20 protein-coding genes are annotated in these 25,571 nt (G+C 46.3%); 11 read left to right on the top strand and 9 right to left on the bottom strand.

The annotated features are described in order from the left end of the window. Positions 1 to 49: 49 nt before the first annotated feature. Positions 50 to 610, top strand: a complete 561-nt coding sequence (locus T472_RS06770; protein ID WP_023388693.1) for a hypothetical protein — start codon at positions 50 to 52, stop codon at positions 608 to 610. An 80-nt stretch (positions 611 to 690) separates the two neighbouring features. Here the strand turns inward: T472_RS06770 and T472_RS06765 are convergent, their stop codons facing one another. The 3 genes from T472_RS06765 to T472_RS06755 form a co-directional block, all read right to left on the bottom strand. Continuing rightward, entirely contained in the window at positions 691 to 2,100 is a 1,410-nt protein-coding gene (locus T472_RS06765; RefSeq protein ID WP_023388694.1) for an SAF domain-containing protein, read from the bottom strand. Positions 2,101 to 2,130: 30 nt separating this feature from the next. Continuing rightward, positions 2,131 to 3,120, bottom strand: coding sequence for a zinc-dependent alcohol dehydrogenase (locus T472_RS06760; protein WP_023388695.1), 990 nt, complete (start codon positions 3,118 to 3,120; stop codon positions 2,131 to 2,133). An 82-nt stretch (positions 3,121 to 3,202) separates the two neighbouring features. After that, positions 3,203 to 4,534 carry a GntP family permease gene (locus T472_RS06755; protein WP_023388696.1) on the bottom strand — a complete coding sequence of 444 codons (1,332 nt, stop codon included), beginning with the start codon at positions 4,532 to 4,534 and terminating at the stop codon, positions 3,203 to 3,205. Between the two features lie 497 nt (positions 4,535 to 5,031). On the opposite strand from T472_RS06755, the gene otnK reads away from it, so the two are divergent. Continuing rightward, positions 5,032 to 6,315: a 3-oxo-tetronate kinase gene (gene otnK, locus T472_RS06750; protein WP_040906943.1), complete on the top strand. Its 1,284-nt coding sequence runs from the start codon at positions 5,032 to 5,034 to the stop codon at positions 6,313 to 6,315. After that, positions 6,305 to 6,898, top strand: coding sequence for a class II aldolase/adducin family protein (locus tag T472_RS06745; RefSeq protein WP_040906941.1), 594 nt, complete (start codon positions 6,305 to 6,307; stop codon positions 6,896 to 6,898). The genes otnK and T472_RS06745 overlap by 11 nt, the downstream gene beginning before the upstream one ends. Here T472_RS06745 and T472_RS06740 read toward each other — a convergent pair. Together T472_RS06740 and T472_RS06735 are read right to left on the bottom strand one after the other, a co-directional pair. Further along, on the bottom strand, positions 6,895 to 8,796 hold the full coding sequence (locus T472_RS06740; RefSeq protein WP_023388697.1) for a sigma 54-interacting transcriptional regulator: 1,902 nt from the start codon (positions 8,794 to 8,796) through the stop codon (positions 6,895 to 6,897). The two genes, T472_RS06745 and T472_RS06740, sit on opposite strands and share 4 nt — an antisense overlap. A 31-nt stretch (positions 8,797 to 8,827) precedes the next feature. Then, positions 8,828 to 9,583, bottom strand: a complete 756-nt coding sequence (locus tag T472_RS06735; RefSeq protein WP_023388698.1) for a nitroreductase family protein — start codon at positions 9,581 to 9,583, stop codon at positions 8,828 to 8,830. 93 nt (positions 9,584 to 9,676) lie between these two features. Here T472_RS06735 and T472_RS06730 point away from each other — a divergent pair, with 93 nt between their 5' ends. Next, positions 9,677 to 12,226: a PEP/pyruvate-binding domain-containing protein gene (locus tag T472_RS06730; protein WP_023388699.1), complete on the top strand. Its 2,550-nt coding sequence runs from the start codon at positions 9,677 to 9,679 to the stop codon at positions 12,224 to 12,226. 90 nt (positions 12,227 to 12,316) lie between these two features. Beyond that, positions 12,317 to 13,060 carry a phosphatase gene (locus T472_RS06725; protein WP_023388700.1) on the top strand — a complete coding sequence of 248 codons (744 nt, stop codon included), beginning with the start codon at positions 12,317 to 12,319 and terminating at the stop codon, positions 13,058 to 13,060. Positions 13,061 to 13,196: 136 nt separating this feature from the next. Here T472_RS06725 and T472_RS06720 read toward each other — a convergent pair whose 3' ends face one another. Together T472_RS06720 and T472_RS06715 are read right to left on the bottom strand one after the other, a co-directional pair. Then, complete coding sequence (locus T472_RS06720) at positions 13,197 to 13,790, bottom strand: TetR/AcrR family transcriptional regulator (protein WP_023388701.1); 594 nt, start codon at positions 13,788 to 13,790, stop codon at positions 13,197 to 13,199. Beyond that, positions 13,787 to 14,380 (bottom strand): TetR/AcrR family transcriptional regulator, encoded by a 594-nt coding sequence (locus T472_RS06715; protein WP_023388702.1) that lies wholly within the window; start codon positions 14,378 to 14,380, stop codon positions 13,787 to 13,789. The genes T472_RS06720 and T472_RS06715 overlap by 4 nt, the downstream gene beginning before the upstream one ends. A 238-nt stretch (positions 14,381 to 14,618) precedes the next feature. Between T472_RS06715 and fdrA the strand changes: the two genes are divergently transcribed. The 5 genes from fdrA (at position 14,619) to arcC (ending at position 21,144) form a co-directional block, all read left to right on the top strand. Further along, positions 14,619 to 16,157: an acyl-CoA synthetase FdrA gene (gene fdrA / locus T472_RS06710; RefSeq protein ID WP_040906939.1), complete on the top strand. Its 1,539-nt coding sequence runs from the start codon at positions 14,619 to 14,621 to the stop codon at positions 16,155 to 16,157. Then, on the top strand, positions 16,158 to 17,579 hold the full coding sequence (locus T472_RS06705; protein ID WP_040906938.1) for a YlbE family protein: 1,422 nt from the start codon (positions 16,158 to 16,160) through the stop codon (positions 17,577 to 17,579). A gap of 66 nt (positions 17,580 to 17,645) precedes the next feature. Beyond that, entirely contained in the window at positions 17,646 to 18,899 is a 1,254-nt protein-coding gene (locus tag T472_RS06700) for a dicarboxylate/amino acid:cation symporter (protein WP_023388703.1), read from the top strand. A 62-nt stretch (positions 18,900 to 18,961) separates the two neighbouring features. Next, positions 18,962 to 20,179, top strand: coding sequence for a dicarboxylate/amino acid:cation symporter (locus T472_RS06695; RefSeq protein ID WP_023388704.1), 1,218 nt, complete (start codon positions 18,962 to 18,964; stop codon positions 20,177 to 20,179). A 20-nt stretch (positions 20,180 to 20,199) separates the two neighbouring features. Further along, complete coding sequence (gene arcC, locus T472_RS06690; protein ID WP_023388705.1) at positions 20,200 to 21,144, top strand: carbamate kinase; 945 nt, start codon at positions 20,200 to 20,202, stop codon at positions 21,142 to 21,144. An 81-nt stretch (positions 21,145 to 21,225) separates the two neighbouring features. Here the strand turns inward: arcC and T472_RS06685 are convergent, their stop codons facing one another. Next, positions 21,226 to 22,419, bottom strand: a complete 1,194-nt coding sequence (locus tag T472_RS06685) for a DNA polymerase IV (protein WP_040906946.1) — start codon at positions 22,417 to 22,419, stop codon at positions 21,226 to 21,228. Between the two features lie 209 nt (positions 22,420 to 22,628). On the opposite strand from T472_RS06685, the gene T472_RS06680 reads away from it, so the two are divergent. Continuing rightward, positions 22,629 to 24,380, top strand: a complete 1,752-nt coding sequence (locus T472_RS06680; protein ID WP_023388707.1) for a flavocytochrome c — start codon at positions 22,629 to 22,631, stop codon at positions 24,378 to 24,380. A 289-nt stretch (positions 24,381 to 24,669) separates the two neighbouring features. Here the strand turns inward: T472_RS06680 and T472_RS06675 are convergent, their stop codons facing one another. Next, positions 24,670 to 25,107 (bottom strand): MOSC domain-containing protein, encoded by a 438-nt coding sequence (locus T472_RS06675; protein ID WP_023388708.1) that lies wholly within the window; start codon positions 25,105 to 25,107, stop codon positions 24,670 to 24,672. Positions 25,108 to 25,571 lie beyond the last annotated feature (464 nt).

Here is a 25,571-nt window from a genome sequence, read left to right as displayed (position 1 = left end):
TTACTATCAGATTGTTCATAGACTGTTAATTATTAATTGAGGTGAAGAAATGAAAACAAGTGAAAAAGTGTACAAAATGACAATTGCAGCCCTTTTATGTGCAATAGGAATAATAATCCCAATGTATTCCCCGATAAAGATACTGCTTGAGCCGGCTTCATTCACTCTGGCCAGCCATGTAGCTACAATGATAGCGATGTTCATATCTCCCGCAACAGCTGTTTTTGTAGCCATAGGCACTACACTGGGCTTCTTCATCGGAGGATTTCCAATAGTTGTAGTTCTGAGGGCCGGAACGCACCTGGTATGGGCTTTGATAGGTTCGAGCATACTTAAGAACAGAAGGAACATAATGGATGGCACCGCCTCTAGAGCCGGATTGTCTCTCCTAATCGCAATAATCCATGCCATCAGCGAAATGCTGGTTGTAATGCCCTTCTACTTCGGGAATGGAATGTCTCAGGCATACTATGCGAAAGGATTCATTGTTTCTATAGTATTGCTTGTTGGAGTGGGTACGCTTGTACACAGCCTTGTAGACTTTGCCATCGCCTCATTCATATGGAAGCCCCTTGCAAAGACCACCAGGGTCTCGCAGCTGCAGGGTTAATACAAAGAGGCAGGTGCTATTGTACCTGCCTCTTCACTATAGATGATCCTTATTTGCTTTGCGGGAAGTGGCTTGTCAATTTAAGAGCTTACTTCCTGTGCTTTTCGCAGTTCCCACAATAGAGAATGAGATGGTTCGTTAACCATGTCATAGGTAATAGTTGAACCCTTCTTTATCGACATTCTCGCAGTGTGTCCATTAAGCATATGAGCAGGGACAGCATTGTCTTTTCCATAAACTGTTGAAGGTACTATGTTTGAAGTCAATTTGACGTCATGGTCGTTGCCGAATACCTCTCCAGCCTCGATATCCCTTGCGGCAATCCTTACAAGGTCATAGTCCTGTCTATAGTCTTTTGAGCCTGTATCCAATCCAAGCAGCACAGCAGTCTTAAGTGATGTAGTAACTTCCACGCCGCAAAGATGATACGGTCTGTAGATCACAGCTGTGGACAGGTCATAATTTGGAATCTGACCTTTTGTTGTAAGGATATAGTTGGAGTATGCGTTATCACAGCGAACCACCATGAAGACGCCTCCTCCCATTCCGGATTCGTCAGACCTCCTCAGGCAAGTATGAACATCAATAATCCCCTCTGTATTTTCATATATGCCGCCATTGGTACTTGAGCAATATGCAACAGGAAGCTCGGTTATCCTGAGAGTGCCCTGGGTGAGTGAGGGGGTATATGGCTTCATACCTGTGGAATTAGCCATTATTGTCAGCTCGCAAAGGTCAAAGCCACCGGCATTTGGAAGTGAACTTAAAATTTCTGCCCTTCTATCAAGATACTCCCTTGCGCAGCCTTCGGGTATCATCTGGAGGTAAGTTTTATCCGTGTCTGAAATTTTCACTGATACAGATTCATGTACGGTAATTCCATCAGCAGCTATGGATACAGTGTTGTTTGCTTCATCCAGTATGAACTCACCGTCTCTGGATTTTCCAGCTGTAATTACGGTCAGTCCGATTTCCTTGGCCCACTCAACCATCTGAATTAGCAAACCATGCTGGTCGCCATCGACAGGTGTGTATACCAAGCCTCGTTCTTTAGCCATCTTTTTCAGCTGGGGACCTATAACCGAGTCAAGCTCCTTTGAGATTATGGCAATATGCTTGCCTGAATCGATAGCCATCTTGCAATGATTTGCCGCGGACTCCGGTACACCTGTTCCTTCACAGATTATGTCGATTTCAGGGATTCCCATTATGCTTTCAACAGAATCCGTATATATGTAGAAGCCACTCAGCAGCAGGGACCTCATTTCATCTGAGTCAGCAGAATATTTTATTCTTTCATCTGCGACACCCGCCTTCAGGAAAGCGCCTCTTGCACTCTCGAGGTTCCTGTCTGCAACTATTGGGACAGAAAATCCGCTCACATGAAGCTGTTGAGTTACCACTGCAGTTCCGAAATGGCCTGCTCCAATTATGGCTGCTCGAACAACCTCTTTATTTCCATACTTTTCAAAAATATGATGATATATCATATATATCCTCCTTAGTTATATTTTGTATGATCAGGGTCTGAACACTATCTTTATTGCACTGTCATCCTTGTCTGCAAGGTCAAAACCAGCTTTGATGTCTTCAAGCTTGAATTCATTTGTTATGAGTGACCTTACGTTGATGAGCCCCTGGGCAATGGGCTTGAATACTTCAGGAGTCCAGACATATCTTTCTTGCCATGTATGGTGGACAAGACATGTGTTTATGAATTCAAGGCCATCATCATGCCATCTGCTGATGTTCAGTGTTATCGGTTTGGTTACCCAGCTGTAGAATACGAACTTCCCGTTGTGCTTTATTATCTCGGTAGCTGTATTGAAGGATTCCTCGGTACCGGCAGCTTCTACAACCACGTCGGCACCACGGCCATTGGTAAGCTCGTTAACTATTGAAGCGACATCTTCCTTGGTTGAGTTGATTGTTACATCACATCCCAGATTCTTTGCAAGTTCCAGTTTTCCGTCTAGCACATCAACCACTATTACCTTGTAGGCACCCTTGTGTTTTGCGCACTGGGCTATTATCTGACCCGCAAACCCTGCACCCATGACAACAACATAGTCACCAAGCTGGACACCACTATTCATGCCTGAATACATTGCACATGCAATGGGTTCTCCGAGACTGGCTATGTCAAGGTCTATGCCTTCAGGTACTGGCTGAAGCTGAAATTCTTTGGAAGAGAAATATTCTGCATAGTTGTTGTTCCAACCGAACGCAATAACCTCATCGCCGACCTTGTACTGGGAAATCTTACTTCCTACTGCTACAACCGTGCCTCCACTCTCATGGCCAAGCAGAAAAGGGAACTTGGGGTCCTGCCTGAATTCTGCTGTCTTTGGCGGCATGAAGCCTCTGTAGAAGTTCTTGTCCGATCCGCAGATTCCAATGAGATGATTCTTTACTATTACATCGTCTTCGCCGCATATGAGTTCCCTGTCAATAAGTTCAATATCGTATGGACCGTTAAGCCTTGCAGCCTTTGTTATGAATTTTTCCATGTTTCCTCCTAAGTTATGCATATTGCATAGTACGAATCGTTTATATTCACGGGACCGACTAAAGGTCCCGTGAACAGCTTATTTAAATCAAACCAGAGACATGTAATATTATTGTGAATATCGAACATACTGCTCCCGCAACTGTCGATGCTCCTCCAACTCCTATAAGGCCCTGATTAACATTCATGTTGGACATGGATACAGTAACCCAGAAGCCGCTTGAATTTGCCTGCTTGAACATAAGGGCACCTGATGCGCAGGCAAGGAATGCTGCAAGTGGTGAAATCCCGATGGTTACAAGCATAGGTTGTACAAGTGCTGCTGCTGTCATGACACCCAGTGAGTTCGAGCCTGTGATTACATGAATCAGGGCGGCAATAACAATTGGTACCAAGATACCCGGTAGACTCATGTTGACTACTCCGGCAGCTATTTTATCTGCAACCCCGGCGTTTTTGATGAATATAGCTAGAGCACCACCCATACCAGTAACAAGTATCGGCATCGCTGCAGATCTTACTGCAGATTCCACCCAGTCATTCACGACCACTTTGGTCTTCCATTTCATTCCTGTCAAAGCAAGCGAATAGAAGCAACCGGTAAGCAGTGCAGGTGTTGGAGATCCTGCGAACGAGAAGAACCTTGCTACAGCTGTATCAGGTATGATGTTGTTCAGTATTGTATTTAGCATTATGAGGACCAGTGGAAGGATTATAGGAGCCAAAGAGTTTCCTACAGATGGCAATTTGAATCCATCTGATTTCTTTGCTGCTTCAAGGTACTCTTCCTTAGGCAGAACCATGGTCTTCATGGATTTACTGTAAAGTGTTGCGGCGAATACTCCGGGTATCGCAACCAGCAATCCCCACAGTATGGCTTCGCCAATTGGTACACCTAGGAGCGCTGCGGCAGCAACAGGACCTGGAGTAGGCGGAACTAGTGAAGCTGTGGTAAGGGCTCCCAGATAAAGGGCTGTACCGAAAGCCATCATTGATGCGCCGGCTTCTACTGCCAGAGTTGATACTATAGGAATCAAGAGAATGACAACGGAATCAGCGAATATTGGAATTCCAAGTATTGCAGAGCTTAAGACTATTCCCCAGATAATTCTCTTTTTCCCGAAAATCTTAATAGCAAACTTTGTTATACTTACTGCAGCTCCCGTTTCCTCAAGGACTTTGCCGAGTATGCAGCCAAGAAGAATGACAAGTGCGATATCATCAATCGTACCTGCGAATCCCTTTTCGATTGTTGGCATCACATCGGCCCATGGAGTTCCCAAAGCAATGGCAAGAATGAGTGATGTGAGCAGTATACTTATGACTGGATGAACCTTCGCCTTTGATATGAGCAGAATCATGAAGATGATACATGCGACGAATACTGCGAGAATATACGCGGTTGATGTAAACATACTGTCCCTCCCAATTTTTTGATTGTGCATGGCTTGTTAATCCCCGGGTGAAACAAGCCACGTTGCTTCAAGAGCAATTACCGTGCCATTATATAACGTTTTCAATATTTGTACGAATCTTTTAGAGCCCAGATACCCGGAATAGGCAGTAGATACAGGATTTTAACCAGCATATTGCCGTAGAATCATGATTTTGGAGTACAAGAAAACAAAATAATGCTTGATAGGTTTTACAATCAATCAATTAATGCAATTGTTGCAAGGTGTTGCAAACTGTTGCATCAGCAACAGCTGCAGCGGCGTTGCAACAGTTGATTGCCTGATCCACCATACAGAAGTAATAAATCATATTGATATATGTTTTGATGGGATTCAGGGACTTTTAACCTGTTTATGCATCCTTGAGCAGTAAAAGAACCAGGCTGTCAGTCTTTTAAGGAATATGGTATCTAACTTGCGTATGATAGTTCATGATTATTTATAAGGAGGATAATGGAATGAATGAAACCAATAGGTTATGCTGCATAGCCGATGATTTTACAGGAGCCAGCGATATTGCATCTTTCTTTTCTGCCGAGGGGTTGATGACTTTAGTTACCAATGGCATCCCAGGTGAAGAAATGGATACCGAAGGTGCGGATGTAGTTGTAATCGCCTTGAAGACCAGAACAACTGAGGTTGACGAAGCTGTCTGTGAGAATAGACAGGCGCTTGAGTGGGCAGTAAGGAATAGATTCGGTAAATTTTACTTCAAGTATTGTTCGACATTCGACTCTACGCCGAAGGGGAATATCGGACCGGTTGCAGACATGATGATGGAGGAGCTGGGTGTCAGCTATACGATTGTATGCCCATCACTTCCAGTAAACGGCAGGACTGTCAAAAATGGGATACTATATGTAAATGGAGTCCCCTTAAGTGAAAGCCCGATGAAACATCATCCGCTCACTCCAATGACAAATTCTGACATCAGGGTTCTTCTCTCTGAGCAGAGCAAGTATCCTGTAATCCAGCTTGATGAGGCAGCAGCCCTTGGAGATTCAGGGAGAACTAAGGAAATGCTTGAGGAGATGACCAGAAAATGGGAACACTACTACGTTGTTCCTGATTACTACCTCGAAAGCCACGGGAAAGCCATAGCTGATTACTTCGATGACCTTGTGCTTTATACCGGAGGTTCGGGTCTTGCTTCACATTTGGGTAGGAACATGGCTCTAAGATGTGGAGAATCTAATGATAAGCATCCTGTGGCTGGGGTTGAAGGTTCTTCCCTGATTATCGCAGGAAGTTGCTCAACAGCTACTCTGGGTCAGATAGACAGATACATAACAGAAGGGCTGCCGTACATCAAGGTTGAGCCAGAGATGCTAGTCTTGGGACTGCAGACGATTGAAACCCTTTGGGATTTCATAGCAGCACATAAGGATGGTCCAGTACTTGTCTTCAGCTCGGATACTCCTGAGAATATCAGGAAGGTTCAGGAGCATGGAAGCGGAGAGATATCAAAGCTTCTTGAGAACATGATGTCTGAGCTTGCGAGCAAGGCGGTGGAAAGCGGGTTAAGGAAGCTGATAGTAGCTGGAGGAGAGACTTCCGGTGCAGTAACCATGAAGCTGGGCTACAGGGCGTTTTCAGTCGGCAGGAACGTAGCACCTGGGGTACCAGTATTGATGCCGCTTGATAACAAAAAAATGAGGCTTGTACTTAAGTCAGGGAATTTCGGACGAGGCGAATTCTTCTTGGACGCATTAAGAATAATGGGGGAAAGCAATGTTGACTGATAATATGATAGAAGATGCGATTTGGATAGCGAAATCCCTGTTTGACAGAGGCAAGGCAACCGGCTCATCTGCGAACCTTAGCTTCAGGCAAGGCGACCGTATCTATGTAACAGGAACAGGCACCTGTTTCGGAAGGCTTGATGTGGATGATTTTGCGATATTGAGCTACAAGGATGGCGAATGCCAGCCTCTTAACGATGTTAAGGCAAGCAAGGAGCTTCCTCTACATTTGGCATTCTACATGAAAAGCGACGAAATAAAGGCAGTTATTCATACCCACAGTTTCTATTCAACCGCATTCTCATGCCTTCAGCATGATAAGGAAAATGACGTGATGCCTGACATCACGCCATATCTCAAAATGAAGGTTGGTACTATCGGGCTTGTTCCGTACGCTCCTCCCGGGAGCAGGGAGCTTTTCGAACTCTTCGGGAAAAGGGTAAATGGAGACAACGGTTTCCTGCTTGCTAACCACGGACCGATAGTCGCTGGCAGCGACCTCATGAATGCCTTCTATGGAATTGAAGAGCTCGAGGAGAATGCCAGGATTGCATGCTATTTCAGGTCGGAGCAGCTTCGTTAGAGGGCACCATCCCTCTTGAGTTTTCGCCAGAGAGTGGTCCTGTCGATACCAAGTCTCCTTGCAGCTTCTGACCTGTTATTGCTGCAAGCTTCAAGCATTTTAAGGATATCCTCCCTATCAGTGAGGCCGCCCATGTTTTTCAGCGAATGGGTGGTCTTGCTGGCATAGCCTGCTTCACCAGGATATAATGCGGAGTAGACACTGCCATATGTGACCCTTGTTCCCGATACTGTCACATTCAATCTCTCTGCCAGGTTGCGGAGCTCCCTGATATTTCCATCAAAGGTATGCTTCTTCAAGAGCTCCATGGCATCACTGTCAATTGACTTAGTCTGGATTCCGAATTTTGCTGCGTATTTTTGCATGTAGTGTTCCAGAAGCACCTCTATATCCTCAGGCCTCTTCCTCAAAGGAGGTATATGCAGTTCAAGGGTATTCAGGCGATAGTACAGGTCTTGCCTGAAGGTGCCCTCTGCTATCATTTCCTTGAGGTCCCTGTTAGTTGCAGTTATTACCCTGACATCTACTGACACCACCTTGCTTGCACCTACTCTTCTGACTTCCCTTTCCTGAAGGACCCTAAGCAGTTTGCTTTGGAAAGTAATGGGGATTTCAGATATCTCGTCGAGGAACAGGGTTCCGTTGTGGGCAATTTCAAACAGTCCGACCTTACCACCTTTCGCCGCTCCGGTAAAAGAGCCTTCCTCGTAACCGAAAAGCTCGCTTTCAAGGAGGTTCTCTGAAAGTGCTGCGCAATTGACAGCTACGAATGAATTGCTTCTTCTCGGGCTTGCATTATGTATGCTCTGAGCGAGGAGCTCCTTACCAGTACCTGTTTCACCGACAAGGATGATGTTTGATGAGACCTCAGCATACATTTCTGCCATCCTTACTGTCTTTCCCATTGATGAGCTCCTATACCTTACATCGCTGAATGTGTATTTTGCATTAAGTCCCATGGCGCTGAGCTTCTTTCTGATCTGAGCTTCCATCTGCTGGATTCTGGTGATATCCCTGAAATTGACTACAACACCTGACAGTTCATCAGATGGGGTGATTGGAATGCAATCAACTGAAAGCATCCTGTCATTCAGATTATAGAGCTCATTTAGGATTTTATTCCCGGTTTCCAATGATTTTCTTATATCATCAGAAATAAAGCTGAAGCTTTCCTCAAATCGGCTGCCGACGATACTGCCAATATCCCTGCGGACCAGATTGAGTGCTGTCTTGTTTGCTATATTGATTATTCCATTTGTGCTGATATACAGTATGCCTTCACTGGAGCTTTGGGTTATCGTCCTGAAGATCTCCGACTGCTCACGCTCCTTTTGAACTGCACAGACAAGATGCCAGGCATCACTCAATGAACGCTCTATTGCATCCGGACCGGTGCGTATTAGAAGGTGCTGGATTTTTTTCTGTTTTGCACACTGGCAGATATAGTTACCGCCTATTATGACATCGCATCCGTCGGAAACAGCCTTGCTGACTGAATCTTCAATAGTTGAATGACCTTGCCCGCTGTAAATCCGGATACCGCTTCCAAGGAGGTTATAAAGGCTCTTCATATCGCGAATGTTGTGATAATTGCCTATAAGGCCAATTTTCTCTGGCTTGAACCTCTCTCTGCACTCTGCAATTGCGTTAATTATGTCATAACCTGTAAGCGAAATCTCAACAACTGGTATCCCAGGATATTTTTTTCTGATTACTTCAGATGCGTATCCGCGTGCCACGATAATGCTGCAGTCGGAGGCGATAGTGATCTTGTCTGGTTCGGAAAACTCATGGATTGAAATGCTGTCAAACTTCTTGCCGTAGGAGTTCTCAATGATAATCCTTTCTACATCTTTAATGAGGTCCGGGTAAGGAGTTATGTATTCCAGTTTGATCATAGCTGCCTCCAGATTATAGAGCCTACAGGCTCTATTTGTTGTTGGGTGAGTTGAATTTATCCAGGTAGATCCTTGCAGACCTGTTCATCTCCAGTGAAAATTCAGACATGTACTTCCTCTTGCATAGTGCCCTTACAGATTCTGTTATATCCTTCTCCGGGAAACCGGATTTCCTGTTGAGGTCTGATTGCATTCCCTTATGTTCATCCATTGTAAGCCTTCGATAGCTGTTCTGGTGGACAATGTGTTCAATGGAGAAGCGCTCAGGCTTTTTTCTCTTTATCTGCGATTCGCTGGGATATCCGTATACGACCATTGCTGCGGGAAGCACGTATTCAGGAAGATTGAGGATTTCCCGTACATCCTCGCAGTTCTCTATTATGTCTCCTATGTAGCAGGAGCCAAGCCCTAGGGAATGGGCTGCAACAACCGTGTTCTGGGCTGCTGCAATCGCATCAGCGCAGGCAAGGAGAATATCGCCAGAACCGGGTGTTCTCGGTTCACAGCCTTCAAATCCGAATGCGTCGAACCATCTCTGCCAGTCTGCAAGAAATACCAAAACCATTGGCGCATCGGCGATGAATGGCTGATTGTCGCAGGTTACTGACAGTCTCTTCTTCTTCCCGGAATCAGTGACATCGATTATCGTATAGAGCATCATTGCACCGGCGGTAGGGGCTTCCAGTGCCGATTTCAGGATTTCATTCCTGACATCGGATGGCACCTCCCGCTTCACGAATATCCTGCAGGATTTTCTGTCTTTAAGCTGCCTTATCACTTCATTCATGATACCCTCCAGTATTCTGATTCATTTACTTATGAACAATTATAGCATAAGTGTTGTATAATCTTCCTAAGAAGAGCTTAGGAGGGCGTGTTTATGGCTATGCATGAAAGAGTAGGAAGTGGCCTTGGAGGATTCGACAGGGTCATTGATTATATGCGTCTTGGTGACAATGTGGTCTGGCAGGTAGATTCAATTACCGACTATAGTAATGTTGCGCAGCCTTTTGCTGAAAATGCAATATCTGAAGGAAGAAAGCTCATATACTTCAGGTTTGGAATGCACAATCCCGTTCTAAGTGAATCTTCCTATACGAAAAAGTATGAAATTGACTCGAAGAAGGGCTTCGAAAGCTTCGCTTCTGAGATCAGGAAGCTAATTGAGAAAGAGGGCTTGAAGGCACTGTATGTTTTCGACTGCCTTACGGACCTTCTTGAATTCTGGCATTCGGACCTCATGATAGCGAACTTTTTCAAGGTTACCTGCCCATTCCTGTACGACCTGGAAACGATCGCCTATTTTGCCATAATGAGGAACTCCCACACGTACAGCACCATAGCCGGGATAAGGGAGACAACGCAGCTGCTTCTTGACCTGTACAATGTTGGCGGTAAAAGGTACATACACCCGCTGAAGGTGTGGCAGAGGTATTCTCCGACCATGTTCTTCCCCCATCTTGTGGAGGGAGACGAGGCCTCCACCATAACCTCCAGCATGGAGGTGGCGGAGCTCTTCTCAAACCTGGACAGAGGAAAGGATAAGCTTGACCACTGGCAGATAATGCTCGGAAAAGCCGGAGATACGCTGACCAGGGACAGGAAGGCTCAGGAGGATATCAAGAGGGAGCTCATGTCCACCATAATAGGTGGAGGGCAGAGGATGTTCGACCTGTGTGACCGGTACTTCACGCTTGCAGACATACTTGCAGTCGCATCCAGGGAAGTCGGAACCGGATTCATCGGTGGAAAGAGTGTTGGTATGCTCTTGGCCAGAAAAATACTTGAGAAGGAAGCCGGTGAGAAATTCACAAGGTACCTTGAACCTCATGACTCCTTTTACCTTGGTTCAGATATCTTCTACACGTACATAGTCCAGAACGGATGGTGGAGCCTGAGGACAAGGCAGAAGACAAGGGAGGGCTATTTTTCTCTTGCACCAGAGCTGAAGGAGAAGCTTCTTAGGGGGAAGTTCCCCTCGATAATAAAGGAGCAGTTCTACCAGATGCTTGAATATTACGGACAGTCTCCCATAATAGTAAGGTCCAGCTCACTTCAGGAGGACAATTTCGGCAACGCATTCGCAGGCAAATACGAAAGCGTATTCTGTGCTAACCAGGGTACCCCTGAAGAGAGATATGAGGCGCTGGAGCAGGCAATAAGGACAGTATATGCAAGCACAATGAGCGATGACGCGCTTAACTACAGGCTTAACAGGGGACTGTCGGAAAGCGATGAACAGATGGCCATCCTTGTACAGCGGGTATCCGGGGATTATCATGGGGAGAACTTCTATCCCCACCTTGCTGGTGTTGGAAACTCAACGAACCTCTATGTCTGGGATAAGGACATCGACATAACCGCTGGCATGCTAAGAATGGTGTTCGGACTCGGGACCAGGGCAGTTGAAAGAAGCGTGGGTGATTATGCGCATGTGGTTTGCCTTGATAATCCAATGAGGACGCCGCATATAGGATATGGAGATGAGAAGAAATTCTCCCAGCATTATGCGGATGTCATCTCAATACTGGAGAACAGCCTGCTGACAAGAAATGTTGACGAGCTGGTAAGCGGTGAAATCGGCACTGACAGGAGCCTCTTTGCAAGCATTGATTTCAGGAGCGAAGAGTATCTGAGGGAAAGAGGATATTCCCTTAAGTATCGTCCTATAATCATGGATTTCAAGAAGCTGCTTTCAGAAACTGAATTTCCAGGCCTTATGAGAAGCATGCTCGAGCTCATTTCCAGGGTATACAAATACCCTGTGGACATTGAATTTACAGCGAACTTCACAAAGGATGGCAGGTTCAAGGTGAATCTCGTGCAGTGCAGGCCGCTGCAGACAAGAGGCCTGGGAACTCCAGTTGAGATGCCGAAGCCTGGCGACTGTGAAAATTGCCTGATAAGGTCAAAGGGCAATTTCATGGGCGGAAATGTCAGGCTGCCACTTGACTACACCATACTTGTCAAGACTATGGAATACCTGAAGCTTGATGAGCAGGGTAAGTATGAGGTAGCCCGAACCATAGGGAAACTCAATGAAAGCCTTAAAGGCAATGGTGTGATGCTTGTGGGACCGGGAAGATGGGGAACCACCACTCCAACACTTGGAGTACCAGTCCATTTTACCGAGATATCAAATATGGCAGTGATCTGCGAGGTTTCCTCCGCTGAATCAGGACTTATGCCTGAGCTTTCGTTCGGAAGCCATTTCTTCCAGGACCTTGTGGAAACAGGGATATTCTATGCAGCAATATTTGACGGGAAAAGTGATGTGACATACAACCCGCTTCTGATGCTGATGAAGAAGAACCGCCTGAGCAGTCTTATTGCAGGAGCAGACCACCTGTCTGATGTCATACATGTTGCAGCTACTGAAGGCATGGAGATATTTGCGGATATTGTAAGCCAGACCTTGGTATGCAGATAGGCAGCAACGGACCTGACATTCAAGGAATACTGAAATCTTGAGACAACATGGCCAGTATGATCTGCTGGCAGAGCAAAGGAGAATAAACTGATGAGAATAGTTGTAGATACGCATACACATACGATCGCAAGCGGTCATGCATACAGCACGATACAGGAAATGGCCAAAGGTGCATCGGATAACGGGATAGAGATGATGGCCGTGACAGATCACGGTCCGGACCTTCCTGGTGCACCTGGATTCCTATATTTCCATAATCTTAAGATACTGCCTCCTTCAATACATGGAGTCAGGATAATCAGGGGAGTGGAAGCAAACATTATGGATTTCGAAGGAGCAATAGACCTTCCTGAAAGATTTCTTGGAAAGCTTGATTTCTGCATGGCAGGCTACCATGAGCCATGCCTTAAGCCAGGCAAGGTACATGACCATACCAGAGGAATGGTAAGGGCTCTTTCAAACCCCTATATAGATGCAGTATCGCATCCAGGCAATCCAAAGTACCAGGTTGATATAGAGGAGGTTGTCCTTGCAGCTAAAGAGCATGGAAAGCTTATTGAGATCAACAACCATTCCTTTGCAGTCAGGACCGGCAGTGAGGAGAACTGCAGGCAGTTTGCGATACTATGCAAAAGGCATGGAGTGAGAATTGTGACTGGAAGCGATGCTCACTTCAGTGACAGCGTAGGGGAATTCGGTAAAGTCTACAGACTTCTTGAAGAAGTCGGTTTTCCTGAGGAGCTTGTCCTGAATACTTCAGTCCAAAAGATTGATGCATATATCAGGGAGAGAAAGGAAAGAATACATAGCCTGACAGAGAGGATTCTGTTCTGAAACCAGGACGTTCGAAAGGACGTCCTTTTTTATATGGAAATATTGAAAAAGATGAGGATGGGAAAAGAGGATTTGAAAATGAAGAAGCAGCCTGAGGCTGCTTCAATGCAAACATAGGATTTCCTGATTGAATGCCTTAACGCATAAGGCTAAGAAGTACAAGCCTTTTTTGCCATTTTTCCCTAAGCAGGGATAATGTCTTGTCATCAAGCGCCTCTAGCTTGCTGAAGGTTGTAAGGAACGCGACATCCTTGACCATCAAGGACATCACAAGATTGGAAATCCTGCTTGGGAACTCCTCGCTGACCTTACCACGTATGCTCATCTCCTTGAGGTAACCCTCAAGGAATTCCCTGAGCTGAGGGTAGGCCAGGTAATTGAAGCCCGTAATCTCACTGAACTGTATGGCATTGGAAATGTAGATCCTGGTTATGTGGATGTTTTCAAAGTAGAAATGGTAGAAGCTTTCGACTATGACTTTAAGGTCGGATTCCAGGTCATCGAATGAAAGTCTGTGAAAAATGCTGTTGTAGCTTAGTTCTGCCTTACGTCCATATTTATCAAGCACATTGATATAAAGGTCGTGTTTGGTCTTGAACATCCTGAAAATGGTAGCTTCGCTTACATTCGCAGCTTTAGCTATCTCAAAGGTACTGGTCTCGTTGAAACCCTGCCTTGAAAACAGGAGTAGTGCAGCTTCTTCAATCTGGTCCTGAAGGGATCTTCTCATTGCGTCACCTCCCGAACCTTTACCATTTCCAGGAAGTAAATGGTAGTTTCTTCCACCATGGCATCCAGCCTTCCGCTGAAGCCATCCTGGTCCCTGCTTGTAAGCAATTCAAAGGTTTTGCTGAAGACATGGCTGGAAATCAGGTCTACAAGCAGATCAGCCTCTGCTTCCACCATAAGCCCCCTGCTCATGGCACCGGTCAGATAATGACTGAACAGCTCATTCTGGTTGGAAAGAGCCTTTGAGATTTCTTCCAGTACACTTTCCTTGACAAGCGACCTCTTGATAAGCAGCCTGAAGGAAGGGATCAGTTCAAGGTCAACCTCAAACATTGTCTTTATCATTCTCTTCAGGTCATCATGCAGATTGCCGGTATATTCAAAAATGTTGAATTCGATTCCGATTGCCTTATTGGCAAAATGCTCAATGGACGCATGGAAGAGTTTTTCCTTCGATTTGAAGTTCCGAAACAGGGTGCTTTCATTAATCTCGGCAGCCTTTGCGATATCAGCCGTGGCTGTGCCTTTGTAGCCCTTTTCCATGAACATGGGATATGCAGTTTCGATAAGCCTTGTCCAATTGTCACTCATATAATACACCTTTCCGCTATTTGATCGGTTTACCTATAATATACCACATTTGCGAGCAGACTCCACACCAGGGCAAGCAGAAGAATACATTTCTGCACGTAATCGCTATCATTTATTTTTCAGCCATATTGACAACGTTTAACAGCAGGGATAATATTGAAGTGACCACTTGCATAATTGAAGTATAAAACATGCAATCAAATAAGTAAAGACATGCGCAAGATAAGGAGTGATATTTTTGCAAATCAAAGGAATGATACGAAGCAATGTCTATTATGACTCTGTGTCACTGATGCAGATCTCAAGGGCAGTGGAAGAGCATCCTGGAGTGAGAAGCGCCATGGTCGGTATGGGTACGGACATGAACAAGGAGCTTCTTCAGGCAGCCGGCCTGCTTTTCGATGAAGCCAGGGCTGCAAAGCCAAGTGACCTTATAATAGCCTTTGTTGCCGATGAAGGCACCAGTGAAGAAGAGGTGCTTGCTCTGGTTGAAAGGAAGCTGAACGAGAAGGCCAAAGACGAGAAGAATGAAGAGGCACCACCTTCATCGCTTGGATCGGCAATGAAGAGGTATCCTGAAATAAACATCTCGCTCATATCCCTTCCAGGTGCCTATGCAGCACAGGAGGCAAGGAAAGCACTGAACAGAGGACTTCACGTCATGCTCTTTTCAGACAACATATCTGTCGGAGAGGAAATATCTCTGAAGAAGCTCGCCCATGAAAAGGGACTTCTGATGATGGGGCCGGATTGCGGCACCGCGATAATCAATGGTAAGGGGCTTTGCTTCGCCAACAAGGTCAGGGCAGGCGGAATAGGAATCGTAGGCGCTTCAGGAACAGGAACCCAGGAAGTCAGCGTACTTATAGACCAGATGGGTGGCGGAGTTTCACAGGTCCTTGGAACAGGGGGAAGAGACCTTAGCCTTGAGGTCGGAGGCATCATGATGCTTGATTGCATCGATGCCCTTGACAAGGATCCGTCAACCAAGGCAATTGTGCTCATTTCAAAGCCTCCTGTAGAATCAATAGCCGCGAGGATACTTGAGAGGGCAGTAAGCTGCAGTAAGGATGTAGTTGTATGCTTCATAAACAGCCCTGAAAAAACAGATGACGGAAGGCTCCACTTTGCATCAACACTTGAGGAGGCAGCCAGAAAAGCGGTCGTACTTACAGAAGGTGATGCAGTCCCGCTGGCAGATGAATGGAATATTGAAGAGCTCCGTGGAGTGTCAGAAAGGCTTCTTGCAAACGGTCAGAAATATGTCAGGGGTCTATATTGCGGAGGTACGCTGTGCGATGAGGCTGCAGCCATTTTCGGAAAGGCGCTTCCTGAGGATGTATACAGCAATGTCGGTAAGGTAAGGCAGCTTCCTGATTCGTCGCACAGCATTGCACACAGCTTCGTAGACCTCGGTGATGACAAATTCACAGTTGGTCGGCCTCATCCGATGATAGACCCTGATCTCAGGAACAAGAGGATAGTGTCCGAAGCACTTGATCCGGAGACTGCAGTAGTGTTGTTCGATGTGGAGCTTGGCTTCGGATCCCACAGGAATCCTGCAGGTGAAGCTGCCGGGGCAATCGCGAAAGCTAAATCAGCTCTAAAGGAATCCGGACGCGAAGTGATGTTCATAGCATATGTTCTTGGTACAAAGGGCGACCTGCAGGGATACGAGAAACAGGTACATCTGCTGAGGGAACAAGGGGCAATAGTCGCAAGCAGCAATGCAAGGGCAGCGAGACTTTCGCTCGAACTGACAGGAGGTGCCAGATAGATGGGTGCGATAAACGAACTTTTTTCAAAAGACCTTATGCCGGTGAACCTCGGCATGGACATGTTCAGGGAGGATCTTGAAGCGCAGGGGATACCTGCAGTCCAGGTGAAGTGGAACCCACCGGCAGGAGGAGACCAAAGGCTTATAGAGGCACTTGCGAAAATAGGCGATAACGAAGCTGTAGACAGGGCGAACGACAGGACAATCGAGATAATGATGAGTTCAAAGCTTGTGCTCACCGGAGTATCAAGGGCTATAGACGTTGTTCCCGGGATGACTGAAAAGACGATACTGCATGCGGGACCGCCGATAAGATACGAGGACATGCCGGGACCTATGAAAGGAGCGGTCATAGGTGCCCTTATATATGAAGGGCTGGCGGATGGACCGGAAGCTGCGGCCAGGCTCGCTGTATCAGGAGAGATAACCTACTCCCCATGCCATGACCACCAGATGGTAGGGGCGATGACAGGTGTAACCTCAGCTCACATGCTTGTACATGTAGTTAAGAATGAGACCTACGGCAATTATGCATTCTCTACAGTACATGAGGGATCCGGATATACGGTACAGAGGTACGGGTCCTGGGATGAGGGAGTGATAAGAAGGCTGAAGTGGCTGGACAGCGAGTTCAGGCCGGTACTGAACGATGCCCTTGTAAGGGCTGGCGGGATCGATGCAGGAGCGACAATATCGCAGGCTCTCCACATGTCGGACGAATGCCATAACAGGAACAAGGCATCAAGTGTGCTCTTCTACAAGCAGATACTTCCGCATCTCCTTAGGTCCGAATATGACAAGGAGACGATACTCAGGGTATCCGAGTTCATCAATGGAAACGAGCATTACCACCTGTCAATAACCATGGCAGCAAGCAAGGCGCAGCTGGATGCTGCAACAGGAGTTGAAAACAGCACTATCGTTACAGCACTTGCAAGAAACGGAAAGGACTTCGGGATAAAGGTAAGCGGAATGGGAAAGGACAAGTGGTTCACCGGACCGGCACAGCTTGTCGACGGACTCTTCTTCCCTGGATTCAGCCAGGCGGACTCAACTCCAGACATGGGTGACTCGGCGATTTCTGAAACCGCAGGCCTTGGAGGATTCTCACTTGGCAATGCACCGGCTATAGTCCAGTTCGTAGGTGGAACGGTTTCCGATGCTATGTCATATGTGAAAAAGATGTACGAGATAACCTGGAGCGAAAACAGGAACTATACGATACCATTCCTGAATTTCAGAGGTACTCCGGCTGGAGTTGACATAAGGAAGGTCATCGAGACTGGAATACTTCCAATAATAACAACGGGCATAGCCCACAAGGAAAGGGGAAGGGGACAGATAGGAGCAGGCATTGCAAATCCTCCTTTGGAATGCTTCGAGAAGGCAATTCTGGAGTTTGCAGACAGATTCGAGTCATAGTCAGATCTGATATGATAATCAGCTGCCGGAAATACCGGCAGCTAATATAAAAAAAGGAGTACAAAAATGACAAAGTCAAAGGGTAAGATCAAGCTTAGCACATGGATGATAATTGCCTCAGCTCTGGGAATAATATGCGGATTGCTTTTCGGAAAGTCCATGGGGAACATCAAGTTCCTTGGGGACATCTTCCTGAGGCTAATGCAGATGTCAGTGGTGTTCCTTGTTATGGGAGCCATTACTGAAGCTATCGGAAGCCTTGACATGCATGATATAGGCAAGCTCGGCGGAAAGACAATCGCACTATTTGTAGCTTCCACTCTCTTCGCTTCATTCGTAGGAGTCATATTGTCACTCATAATCAAGCCTGGCGTAGGAGTCACCGGTGTGGAAGGCGCAGCCTTCACAGGTACCCTTCCTGAAGGCAACCCGCTCAACCTTCTTGTGAATTTTTTCCCTAAGAATATCGTTGAGTCGATGTCAACAGGAAGCATACTCCAGATAATCGTATTTTCAATATTCCTCGGTCTCGCTCTGTCGATGCTCAAGGGAAATTCCAGTGCCCAGGCGGTGTTTGGATTCATAAAGGACTTCAATGTCATAATAATGCAGATAGTCAAGATAGTCATGAATTTTGCTCCCATAGGCATATTCGCCCTTGTAGCTGCGCTTACTGGAACCTCAGGAGTGAACATGCTCATGGCGCTCGGCAAATTCCTCATCGCCCTTACTGTTGGATGCATCGCGGTCTTACTTCTCATGGTCGGGATCGTGTCAGCGTATGGAAGACTCAATCCATACAGGCTGCTGAAGAAACTCAACAATACAATAATCGTTGCAATTACCACAACTTCATCGGCAGTTTCACTTCCAGTGCAGATGGAGGATTCGGAACTCAGGATCGGCGTCAGCAGAAGGGTATCAAGGCTTGTTAACCCTCTTGGAATGAACCTTAACAGCCACGGTCTGGCTATCACGGTTGCAGTAGCATGCATAACCGTTGCACAGTTCTTCGGGATAGAGATGAACTTCACGAACTATATCATGATTGGAGTCATGTCCACGCTCGCTACATTTGCCAACCTTGCTGTTCCAGGCGGTGCACTGGTCACAATGGCAATAGGTTTCTCGATGACAGGCCTTCCCCTTGAAGGTGTTGCGATAATGGCCGGTGTAGACTGGTTCGCAGGAATAATAAGGACGCTTCTCAACGTGGTTGACGATGTTCTTATTGCGGTAATTGTCGCCATAAGCGAAAATGAACTGGACAGGGACATTTTCAACTCAGATGAGTCTCCAAAGGCAGAGACTGCAGCCTGATGAAAAATGAAGTGCTGAGGGAATGACGGCACTTATCCAGGATTTGTCCGGGAGGTGTGGTATTGAAAAAAATCAGTTTCAGCTTACAGATATTGATTGCATCGGCGCTAGGAATACTTGCAGGCATACTCTTCGGAGAAAGCATGGGCAATGTAAGCTTTTTGGGAACTATTTTCCTAAGGCTAATCCAGATGTCAGTCGTTTTACTTGTGATGTCAGCAATAATTGAATCCGTGGGCTCCATAGAGCCCGCGGATATTGGGAAAATCGGGATCAAGGCCCTTGTGCTGTTTGTGTTAACTACTGTTGTAAGTGCTGTGATGGGCGTATTGATGGTAAACATCATAAAGCCTGGTGTCGGCATAACTGGTGTACTTCCGGGAAAATATGAAGGTCAGATTTTCAGCATAAGCATACCTCAGCTTATTACAGAGTTCTTCCCGAAGAACGTAATTCAGTCCATGGTAGAGGGTAACATGGTACAGGTTATCGTGTTCTCCATATTCTTCGGACTGGCCATATCACTGACAAGACATAGCGAGGGATCCAAAAGGGTATATGCTCTCGCAGTGGATTTCGGGAAGGTGATAATGGAGATAATAAAGATGGTAATGAGGTTCGCTCCGGTTGGGGTTTTTGCGCTGCTTGGCAGCATAACAGGAACGATTGGCGTGGGGGTAATCGTTCCGCTTGTTAAGTTCCTCGCAGCGACCTTTATCACTTGCATTGCAATACTAATGTTAAACCTGGGTATCGTTTCAGCGTATGCGAGGGTAAACCCGTTAAAAGTGCTTTATAAGCTTAAAAATACGATAATAGTATCAATAGCGACTACTTCATCAGCCATATCGCTTCCTGTCCAAATGGAGGACTGCGAGAAGAAGCTGGGCATTAGTCCAAGGATTTCAAGGCTGGTAAATTCGCTGGCAATGTCATTGAACAGTGATGGGCTTGCTGTGACCATAGCGATATCGTGTCTAATGATCGCGCAGTTCTATGGCATCGAGCTCAGCCTTCAGCAGCAGATTGTGATAGTCGCAGTTTCAACACTGTCAACACTAGGTAACCTGCTGGTTCCGGGGGGAGCCCTGGTTGCCGTGTCAATAGCTCTCAACATGACCGGACTTCCGCTTGAAGGTATAGCACTCATCGCCGGAGTGGACTGGTTTGCGGGTATAGCCAGAACATTCCTCAACGTAGTTGATGATGTGTTGTGCACATTTTTCATCGCCGTAAGCGAGAAGGAGTTCAACAGGGATATTTTTGACAAAAACACTTAAATACATATGGGAGGATAATTTTGGGGAAGAAGATAGTTATTGCTCTGGGGGGCAATGCACTCGGAAATAGTGTAAGTGAACAGCTCGCACAGGTATCTGAAGCTGCGGTTTCGATAGCAAATCTTATTGAAACAGGAAATGAACTTGTTATAACCCATGGAAACGGACCGCAGGTAGGGATGATACATAAGGGGCTGAATCATTCATACTCTGAAGGTGTTATAGGAACTGAAATGCCCTTCGCAGAGTGCTCTGCGCTTAGCGGAGGATACATCGGATACCATATACAGAACGCACTGGTCAATGAGTTCAAGAAAAGGGGCCTTGATAAACAGGTGGCGACTGTCATAACACAGGTGGTTGTTGACCCTGAAGACCCGGCATTTAATGGTCCATCAAAACCAATAGGGGAGTTCGTATCCTTTGAAGAATCAGAAAGGATAGCGAGGGAAAAGGGGTATGTGTTTGTGGAGGATTCGGGCAGGGGGTACAGAAGGGTCGTGCCTTCACCTCAACCTGTCGATATAGTCGAGATAGAGGCGATAAGAAAACTTTCAGATGAGGGCATGGTAGTTATAGCATGCGGTGGCGGGGGGATACCTGTAGTTGCGGTGGATGGAGGTTATAAGGGCGTAGATGCGGTAATTGACAAGGATGCCACCTCCAATCTTCTTGCAGAGTTGCTTGATGCGAATGTCCTCATGGTACTAACGGCAGTGGACAATGTGGCTATTAACTTCAACAAGCCTGATATGAGGAAGCTCCAGAGGGTATCAAGGACAGACCTTGAGAAATATGTTCTTGAAGGGCATTTCGCCAAGGGATCCATGCTCCCGAAGGTGCAGGCTGCCATAGGGTTTGTCAGGAACAGGCTTGGCAGGGAGGCTGTCATAACCTCACTTGAAAACTCAGCACTGGCAATGGCTGAGGGAAATGGTACCATAGTATATGAAGCTTTGACTTAGCGTTGAATGCTTGCAGCGATGAAATAATATTTGAAATATATCAAGGACCTGTGGTGATGACCACAGGTCCTTGATGTCAGTTCATTTGCTCTTCTTGAGAAGGGTTCCCCAGGACACCTTATCCTTCCCGAATTTGTTCCTAATGTCATCTATAGCCTTCTGGATCTTTTCCTCCTTGCCATCAGCTTGATATGATTCATCAGTTAGGTCCGAGAAAAGGTCCAGCTGGATCTCTGACTGTACTTCGAATCCGGAAAGGCTGATACCAAGGAGCCGGACCGGTTTTCGGGAATCCCAGTTTTTTTCGAGCAGCTCGCAGCCGCTGGCGAAAATGCGTTTGGAGATGTCCGTGGGGGGTATCGTCATCTGCCTTGTTATGGTAGTGAAATTACTGTATTTTATTGTGATCTGGACCGTATGTCCGCATTTACAGTTCTTTCTTGCGGTTGTTGATATTTCATCAGACAGCCGCATAAGGACTCTTCTGGCTGTATCGATATCTGTAATATCCTCAGACATGGTGACTGACTTGCCGATTGACTTCATGTCCTCATGGTGCCGGGGCGTAACTGGGTCGCAGTCTATCCCGTTGGCATGGTCGTGCATGACCCGGCCTGCCTTACCGAATTTTTTTGTCAGTAAGGCTTCATCAGCCAAGGCGAGTTCGCCGATTGTCCTTATACCAATTTCTGATAGCTGCTCTTCCGTCTTTTTTCCAATCCCGTACATTTCCCTCACAGGCAGCGGCCAGAGCCTTGTCTTGTAGTCATTGCCCGGGAGCCGTGTAATTCCTAATGGTTTCTTCAGCTCAGAGGCCATCTTGGCTAGAAACTTGTTATCCGCGATTCCTATGGAACACCATAATCCCAGTGTTTCCCTTATATCATCCATGATGAGGCCTGCAGCCCGGACCGGGTCACCGAAGTGCTCTTCCATGCCTGTCATGTCCAGCCATGCCTCATCGATGCTGTTCTGCTCAACTACTGGCGAGTAATGGGAGAGAAGCTCCATGACCCTGTCTGACATTTCACTGTAGAACCTGTGGTCCGGAGGGACTACAACAAGTTCAGGGCAAAGCTTCAGGGCCTGGTTCAGAGGCATGGCGGTCCTTACTCCACAGGCTCGCGCATCATAATTGGCTGCAAGGATTATTCCGGTTCTCTTCTTAGGGTCACCGGCGACAGCTGAAGGCTTACCTATAAGATCCTTATTTCTGGTCATCTCGCAGGTGACGAAAAAGGCATTCATGTCCACTAGAAAAATGACCCTATCCACTTTTGCCAATTTCATCCCTCCGTCTGTTTTGATCTTCAATTGGATTCTAACATCTTATTGGGATTTCCAAAATATGAAAAGTCTAAAAATAATTTCTGTGATAACGATTCAATTGTGAAAACATTATTTCTGGCTATTGTCTATGGATGATGTTTTTGTTAATATATTAACGTTACAAGTGGTATTTGTTATTTGGAGGGAATTAATCAATGAAGAGAATGCTAAAGACAATACTGGTTTGCCTTGCGTTGGTTACTATGGTAGCGGGAATTGCGGCATGCGGAACCAAGAAGACTGAAGGCAAGTTCAATCCGGGAACTTACGAAGGCACTGCAAAGGGCCATGGCGGAGAAGTCAAGGCGAAGGTTACAGTTACAGCTGACAAGATCACTGAAATTGTCATAGATGCACCCAATGAGACAGAGGGTATCGGTTCAGGAGCTGCAAAGGCTGTAATTGAAAATATCATGAACAGCCAGAGTCTTGCTGTAGATACTGTAAGCGGAGCTACAGTTTCAAGTACTGCGATGATTGCAGCCATTACAGCCGCACTTGAAAAAGCTGGTGCTGATATTGAGGCTCTTAAGAAGGCGACTGCCACTACTCCTGCAGCGAAGCAGGAAGACCTTTCTACTGACATAGTAATAATAGGCGCTGGCGGAGCTGGTATGTCTGCAGCGGTTGAAGCCGCAACAGCTGGCAAGAAGGTCATAATTGTTGAGAAGATGCCGATAGTAGGCGGAAATACAACAAGGGCAACCGGTGGAATGAACGCAGCAGAGACTTCAATACAGGCTGCAGCGGGAATCACAGACACTAAGGAAACCTTCTACAACGACACGATGAAGGGCGGAAAGGAAAAGAATGATCCAGCGCTTCTTCAGACATTGGTAGACAATGCTGCCGCTGCAGTTGACTGGATAAACGAGCTGGGCGGAGACCTCAAGAGGGTGACTCTTTCAGGTGGTGCTACAAATCCGAGGATACATACACCAGTTGACGGATCAGCAGTTGGACCAGTTGTAATAAAGGTTCTCTCTGCGAAGCTTGAAGCACTCAAGGTTGAGATAATGCTCAACACAGAGGCTACTAAGATCCTTACCAAGGACGGAGCAGCTGTCGGTATCGAAGCAAAGGATGAAAATGGAAATCCTTTCAAGATAGAGGCTAAGGCTGTAATAATAGCTACAGGTGGATTCGGAGCAAACAGTGAGATGGTAGAAGGGTTCAGACCTGACCTTGTAGGATTCTCCACAACCAACCATAAGGGTGCGACCGGAGACGGAATCGTCATGGCTCAGGCAGTCGGTGCTGACCTGACTGACATCGGCGAGATACAGATACACCCAACTACCGATCCTGAGACTGGTTATATGTTCACTGAAGGACTCAGAGGCGACGGTGCGATACTTATAAACGCTGAAGGTAAGAGATTCACAGATGAGCTTCTTACAAGGGATGTAGTATCTGCTAACATACTCAAGCAGACTGATGGAATAGCGTACCTCATAACCAACGAAGAGATGAGGGCTGAGAACGCTTCACTTGCAGGTTATGTTAAGAAGGGATACGCAGTCGAGGCAGCAACCCTTGCAGACCTTGCAAAGGAGCTTGGAATGGATGCTGCAGTTCTTGAAGAGACTATGGCTACATATGCAGAGGCTGTAAAATCAGGCAAGGATGCTGAATTCAACAGGACACACCTTACAAAGTCACTCGAAGAGGGACCATACTTTGCTCTGAAGGTAACTCCTGGAATCCACCATACCATGGGCGGACTTAAGATCGATACGACTACTCATGTCATAGGCACTGACGGAAAGGCGATTGCCGGACTGTATGCAGCTGGTGAGGTTGTAGGCGGAGTTCACGGAGCTAACAGGATAGGCGGAAATGCCGTAACTGACATAATAGTATTCGGTAAGATCGCTGGACAGATAGCTGCTGAAGAAATGAAATAATCAATAGGACCAGCTTGGCTGTGAGATCAACTCACAAAGTTAGGCTGGTCCTTTCATTTCAAATCTAAGGAATTGACATTCTCACTCCTGCTCCCTGGATGAGCATACCAGGGTTATATTCGCTGAAGATGCTTGAATTGGACGCCTTCTAAGAAATGGGATTAAGCAGCATTATACAGGGCTTCATGTACCATTATCTGCTGAATCTATCACCAGTCGGTCTGAGAGCTTAATTATCGTTTCCTTCAGTGATACTCCGAAGCGGTAAGTACCTCCATGGATAGATTGTCTACCGACCAGATAATATCCGTATCTTGTCTCCAGGATGTATGGATCCGCCCTTCACGACTTTACCGTAGGCACCATGCAGATGCATTCCACAGTTGCCCTCCCTTCCAAATACAGGGCATTCAGGGTGGCATTCCTTTCCTGATTGTGTTATTTCAACTATTCCATCACCAATTGCCAATCTGGTTCCTAATGGTGCCTTCTGATAATCAATACCCCTTGTCAGGAGATTCTCTCCAAACCGAACTGTGCAGAAGCCATCTTTTCTTTCTTCATGCCTGTAAAGCCTTGAGGCCTCGTCAAACAGGCTGATTTCCCTGTCTGCCTTTCCGGCGAACACATCACCCTCAATTCCAAATCCTTCAACCAAAACAGCTTCATCTGCAGCCTCTGCAGGTATGCCTCGCGACCTCTTGATCCTTATTTCTACAAGCTCCAAGTTCTGCATGCCTCCTTTGCCTCATTTTCTTGAGTATATCATCATTACGATAAAGGTGTACAATTGGGTTTTTGAGATTGGATTGCCAGGTCAGCGAAACCAGATAAGTATCTGAGAAACTTAACCTGTAATAAGAATGCATGGGTCAGGATTCCGGGCTTTGCGTAACCTTCTATTTAATAGAAATGCCTATGGCAACATCCAATTTAGATATTATCCTTTGGTATTCAGATAATATAATATAAGTAACTCAAACTTCGCACATTAAAATTGCCCGCAAACTATTGGGATTAATAGATTATTTGTAAAAAAACAACATGAACGAGCCAGAATTTGTTATAATGGAGGTGTATAGCAAACATATATAACACTGGAGGTTCATGTTGTGAAAATCATACCACAAATCCACCAAGACGTACATCCTATTTCGGAAGCGATCATAAATATTTTTAAGTGATATCGAA

The sequence above is a fragment of the Youngiibacter fragilis 232.1 genome (genome assembly GCF_000495435.3).
Classification (GTDB): Bacteria; Bacillota; Clostridia; order Clostridiales; family Clostridiaceae; genus Youngiibacter; species Youngiibacter fragilis.
This window is presented reverse-complemented; position numbering and strand designations above follow the sequence as displayed.

Bases quoted from the DNA above. Each gene is read 5' to 3' on its own strand.
- T472_RS06770 (WP_023388693.1), top strand. From the start codon at position 50: ATGAAAACAAGTGAAAAAGTGTACAAAATGACAATTGCAGCCCTTTTA.
- T472_RS06765 (WP_023388694.1), bottom strand. From the start codon at position 2,100: ATGATATATCATCATATTTTTGAAAAGTATGGAAATAAAGAGGTTGTT.
- T472_RS06760 (WP_023388695.1), bottom strand. From the start codon at position 3,120: ATGGAAAAATTCATAACAAAGGCTGCAAGGCTTAACGGTCCATACGAT.
- T472_RS06755 (WP_023388696.1), bottom strand. From the start codon at position 4,534: ATGTTTACATCAACCGCGTATATTCTCGCAGTATTCGTCGCATGTATC.
- otnK (WP_040906943.1), top strand. From the start codon at position 5,032: ATGAATGAAACCAATAGGTTATGCTGCATAGCCGATGATTTTACAGGA.
- T472_RS06745 (WP_040906941.1), top strand. From the start codon at position 6,305: ATGTTGACTGATAATATGATAGAAGATGCGATTTGGATAGCGAAATCC.
- T472_RS06740 (WP_023388697.1), bottom strand. From the start codon at position 8,796: ATGATCAAACTGGAATACATAACTCCTTACCCGGACCTCATTAAAGAT.
- T472_RS06735 (WP_023388698.1), bottom strand. From the start codon at position 9,583: ATGAATGAAGTGATAAGGCAGCTTAAAGACAGAAAATCCTGCAGGATA.
- T472_RS06730 (WP_023388699.1), top strand. From the start codon at position 9,677: ATGGCTATGCATGAAAGAGTAGGAAGTGGCCTTGGAGGATTCGACAGG.
- T472_RS06725 (WP_023388700.1), top strand. From the start codon at position 12,317: ATGAGAATAGTTGTAGATACGCATACACATACGATCGCAAGCGGTCAT.
- T472_RS06720 (WP_023388701.1), bottom strand. From the start codon at position 13,790: ATGAGAAGATCCCTTCAGGACCAGATTGAAGAAGCTGCACTACTCCTG.
- T472_RS06715 (WP_023388702.1), bottom strand. From the start codon at position 14,380: ATGAGTGACAATTGGACAAGGCTTATCGAAACTGCATATCCCATGTTC.
- T472_RS06705 (WP_040906938.1), top strand. From the start codon at position 16,158: ATGGGTGCGATAAACGAACTTTTTTCAAAAGACCTTATGCCGGTGAAC.
- T472_RS06700 (WP_023388703.1), top strand. From the start codon at position 17,646: ATGACAAAGTCAAAGGGTAAGATCAAGCTTAGCACATGGATGATAATT.
- T472_RS06680 (WP_023388707.1), top strand. From the start codon at position 22,629: ATGAAGAGAATGCTAAAGACAATACTGGTTTGCCTTGCGTTGGTTACT.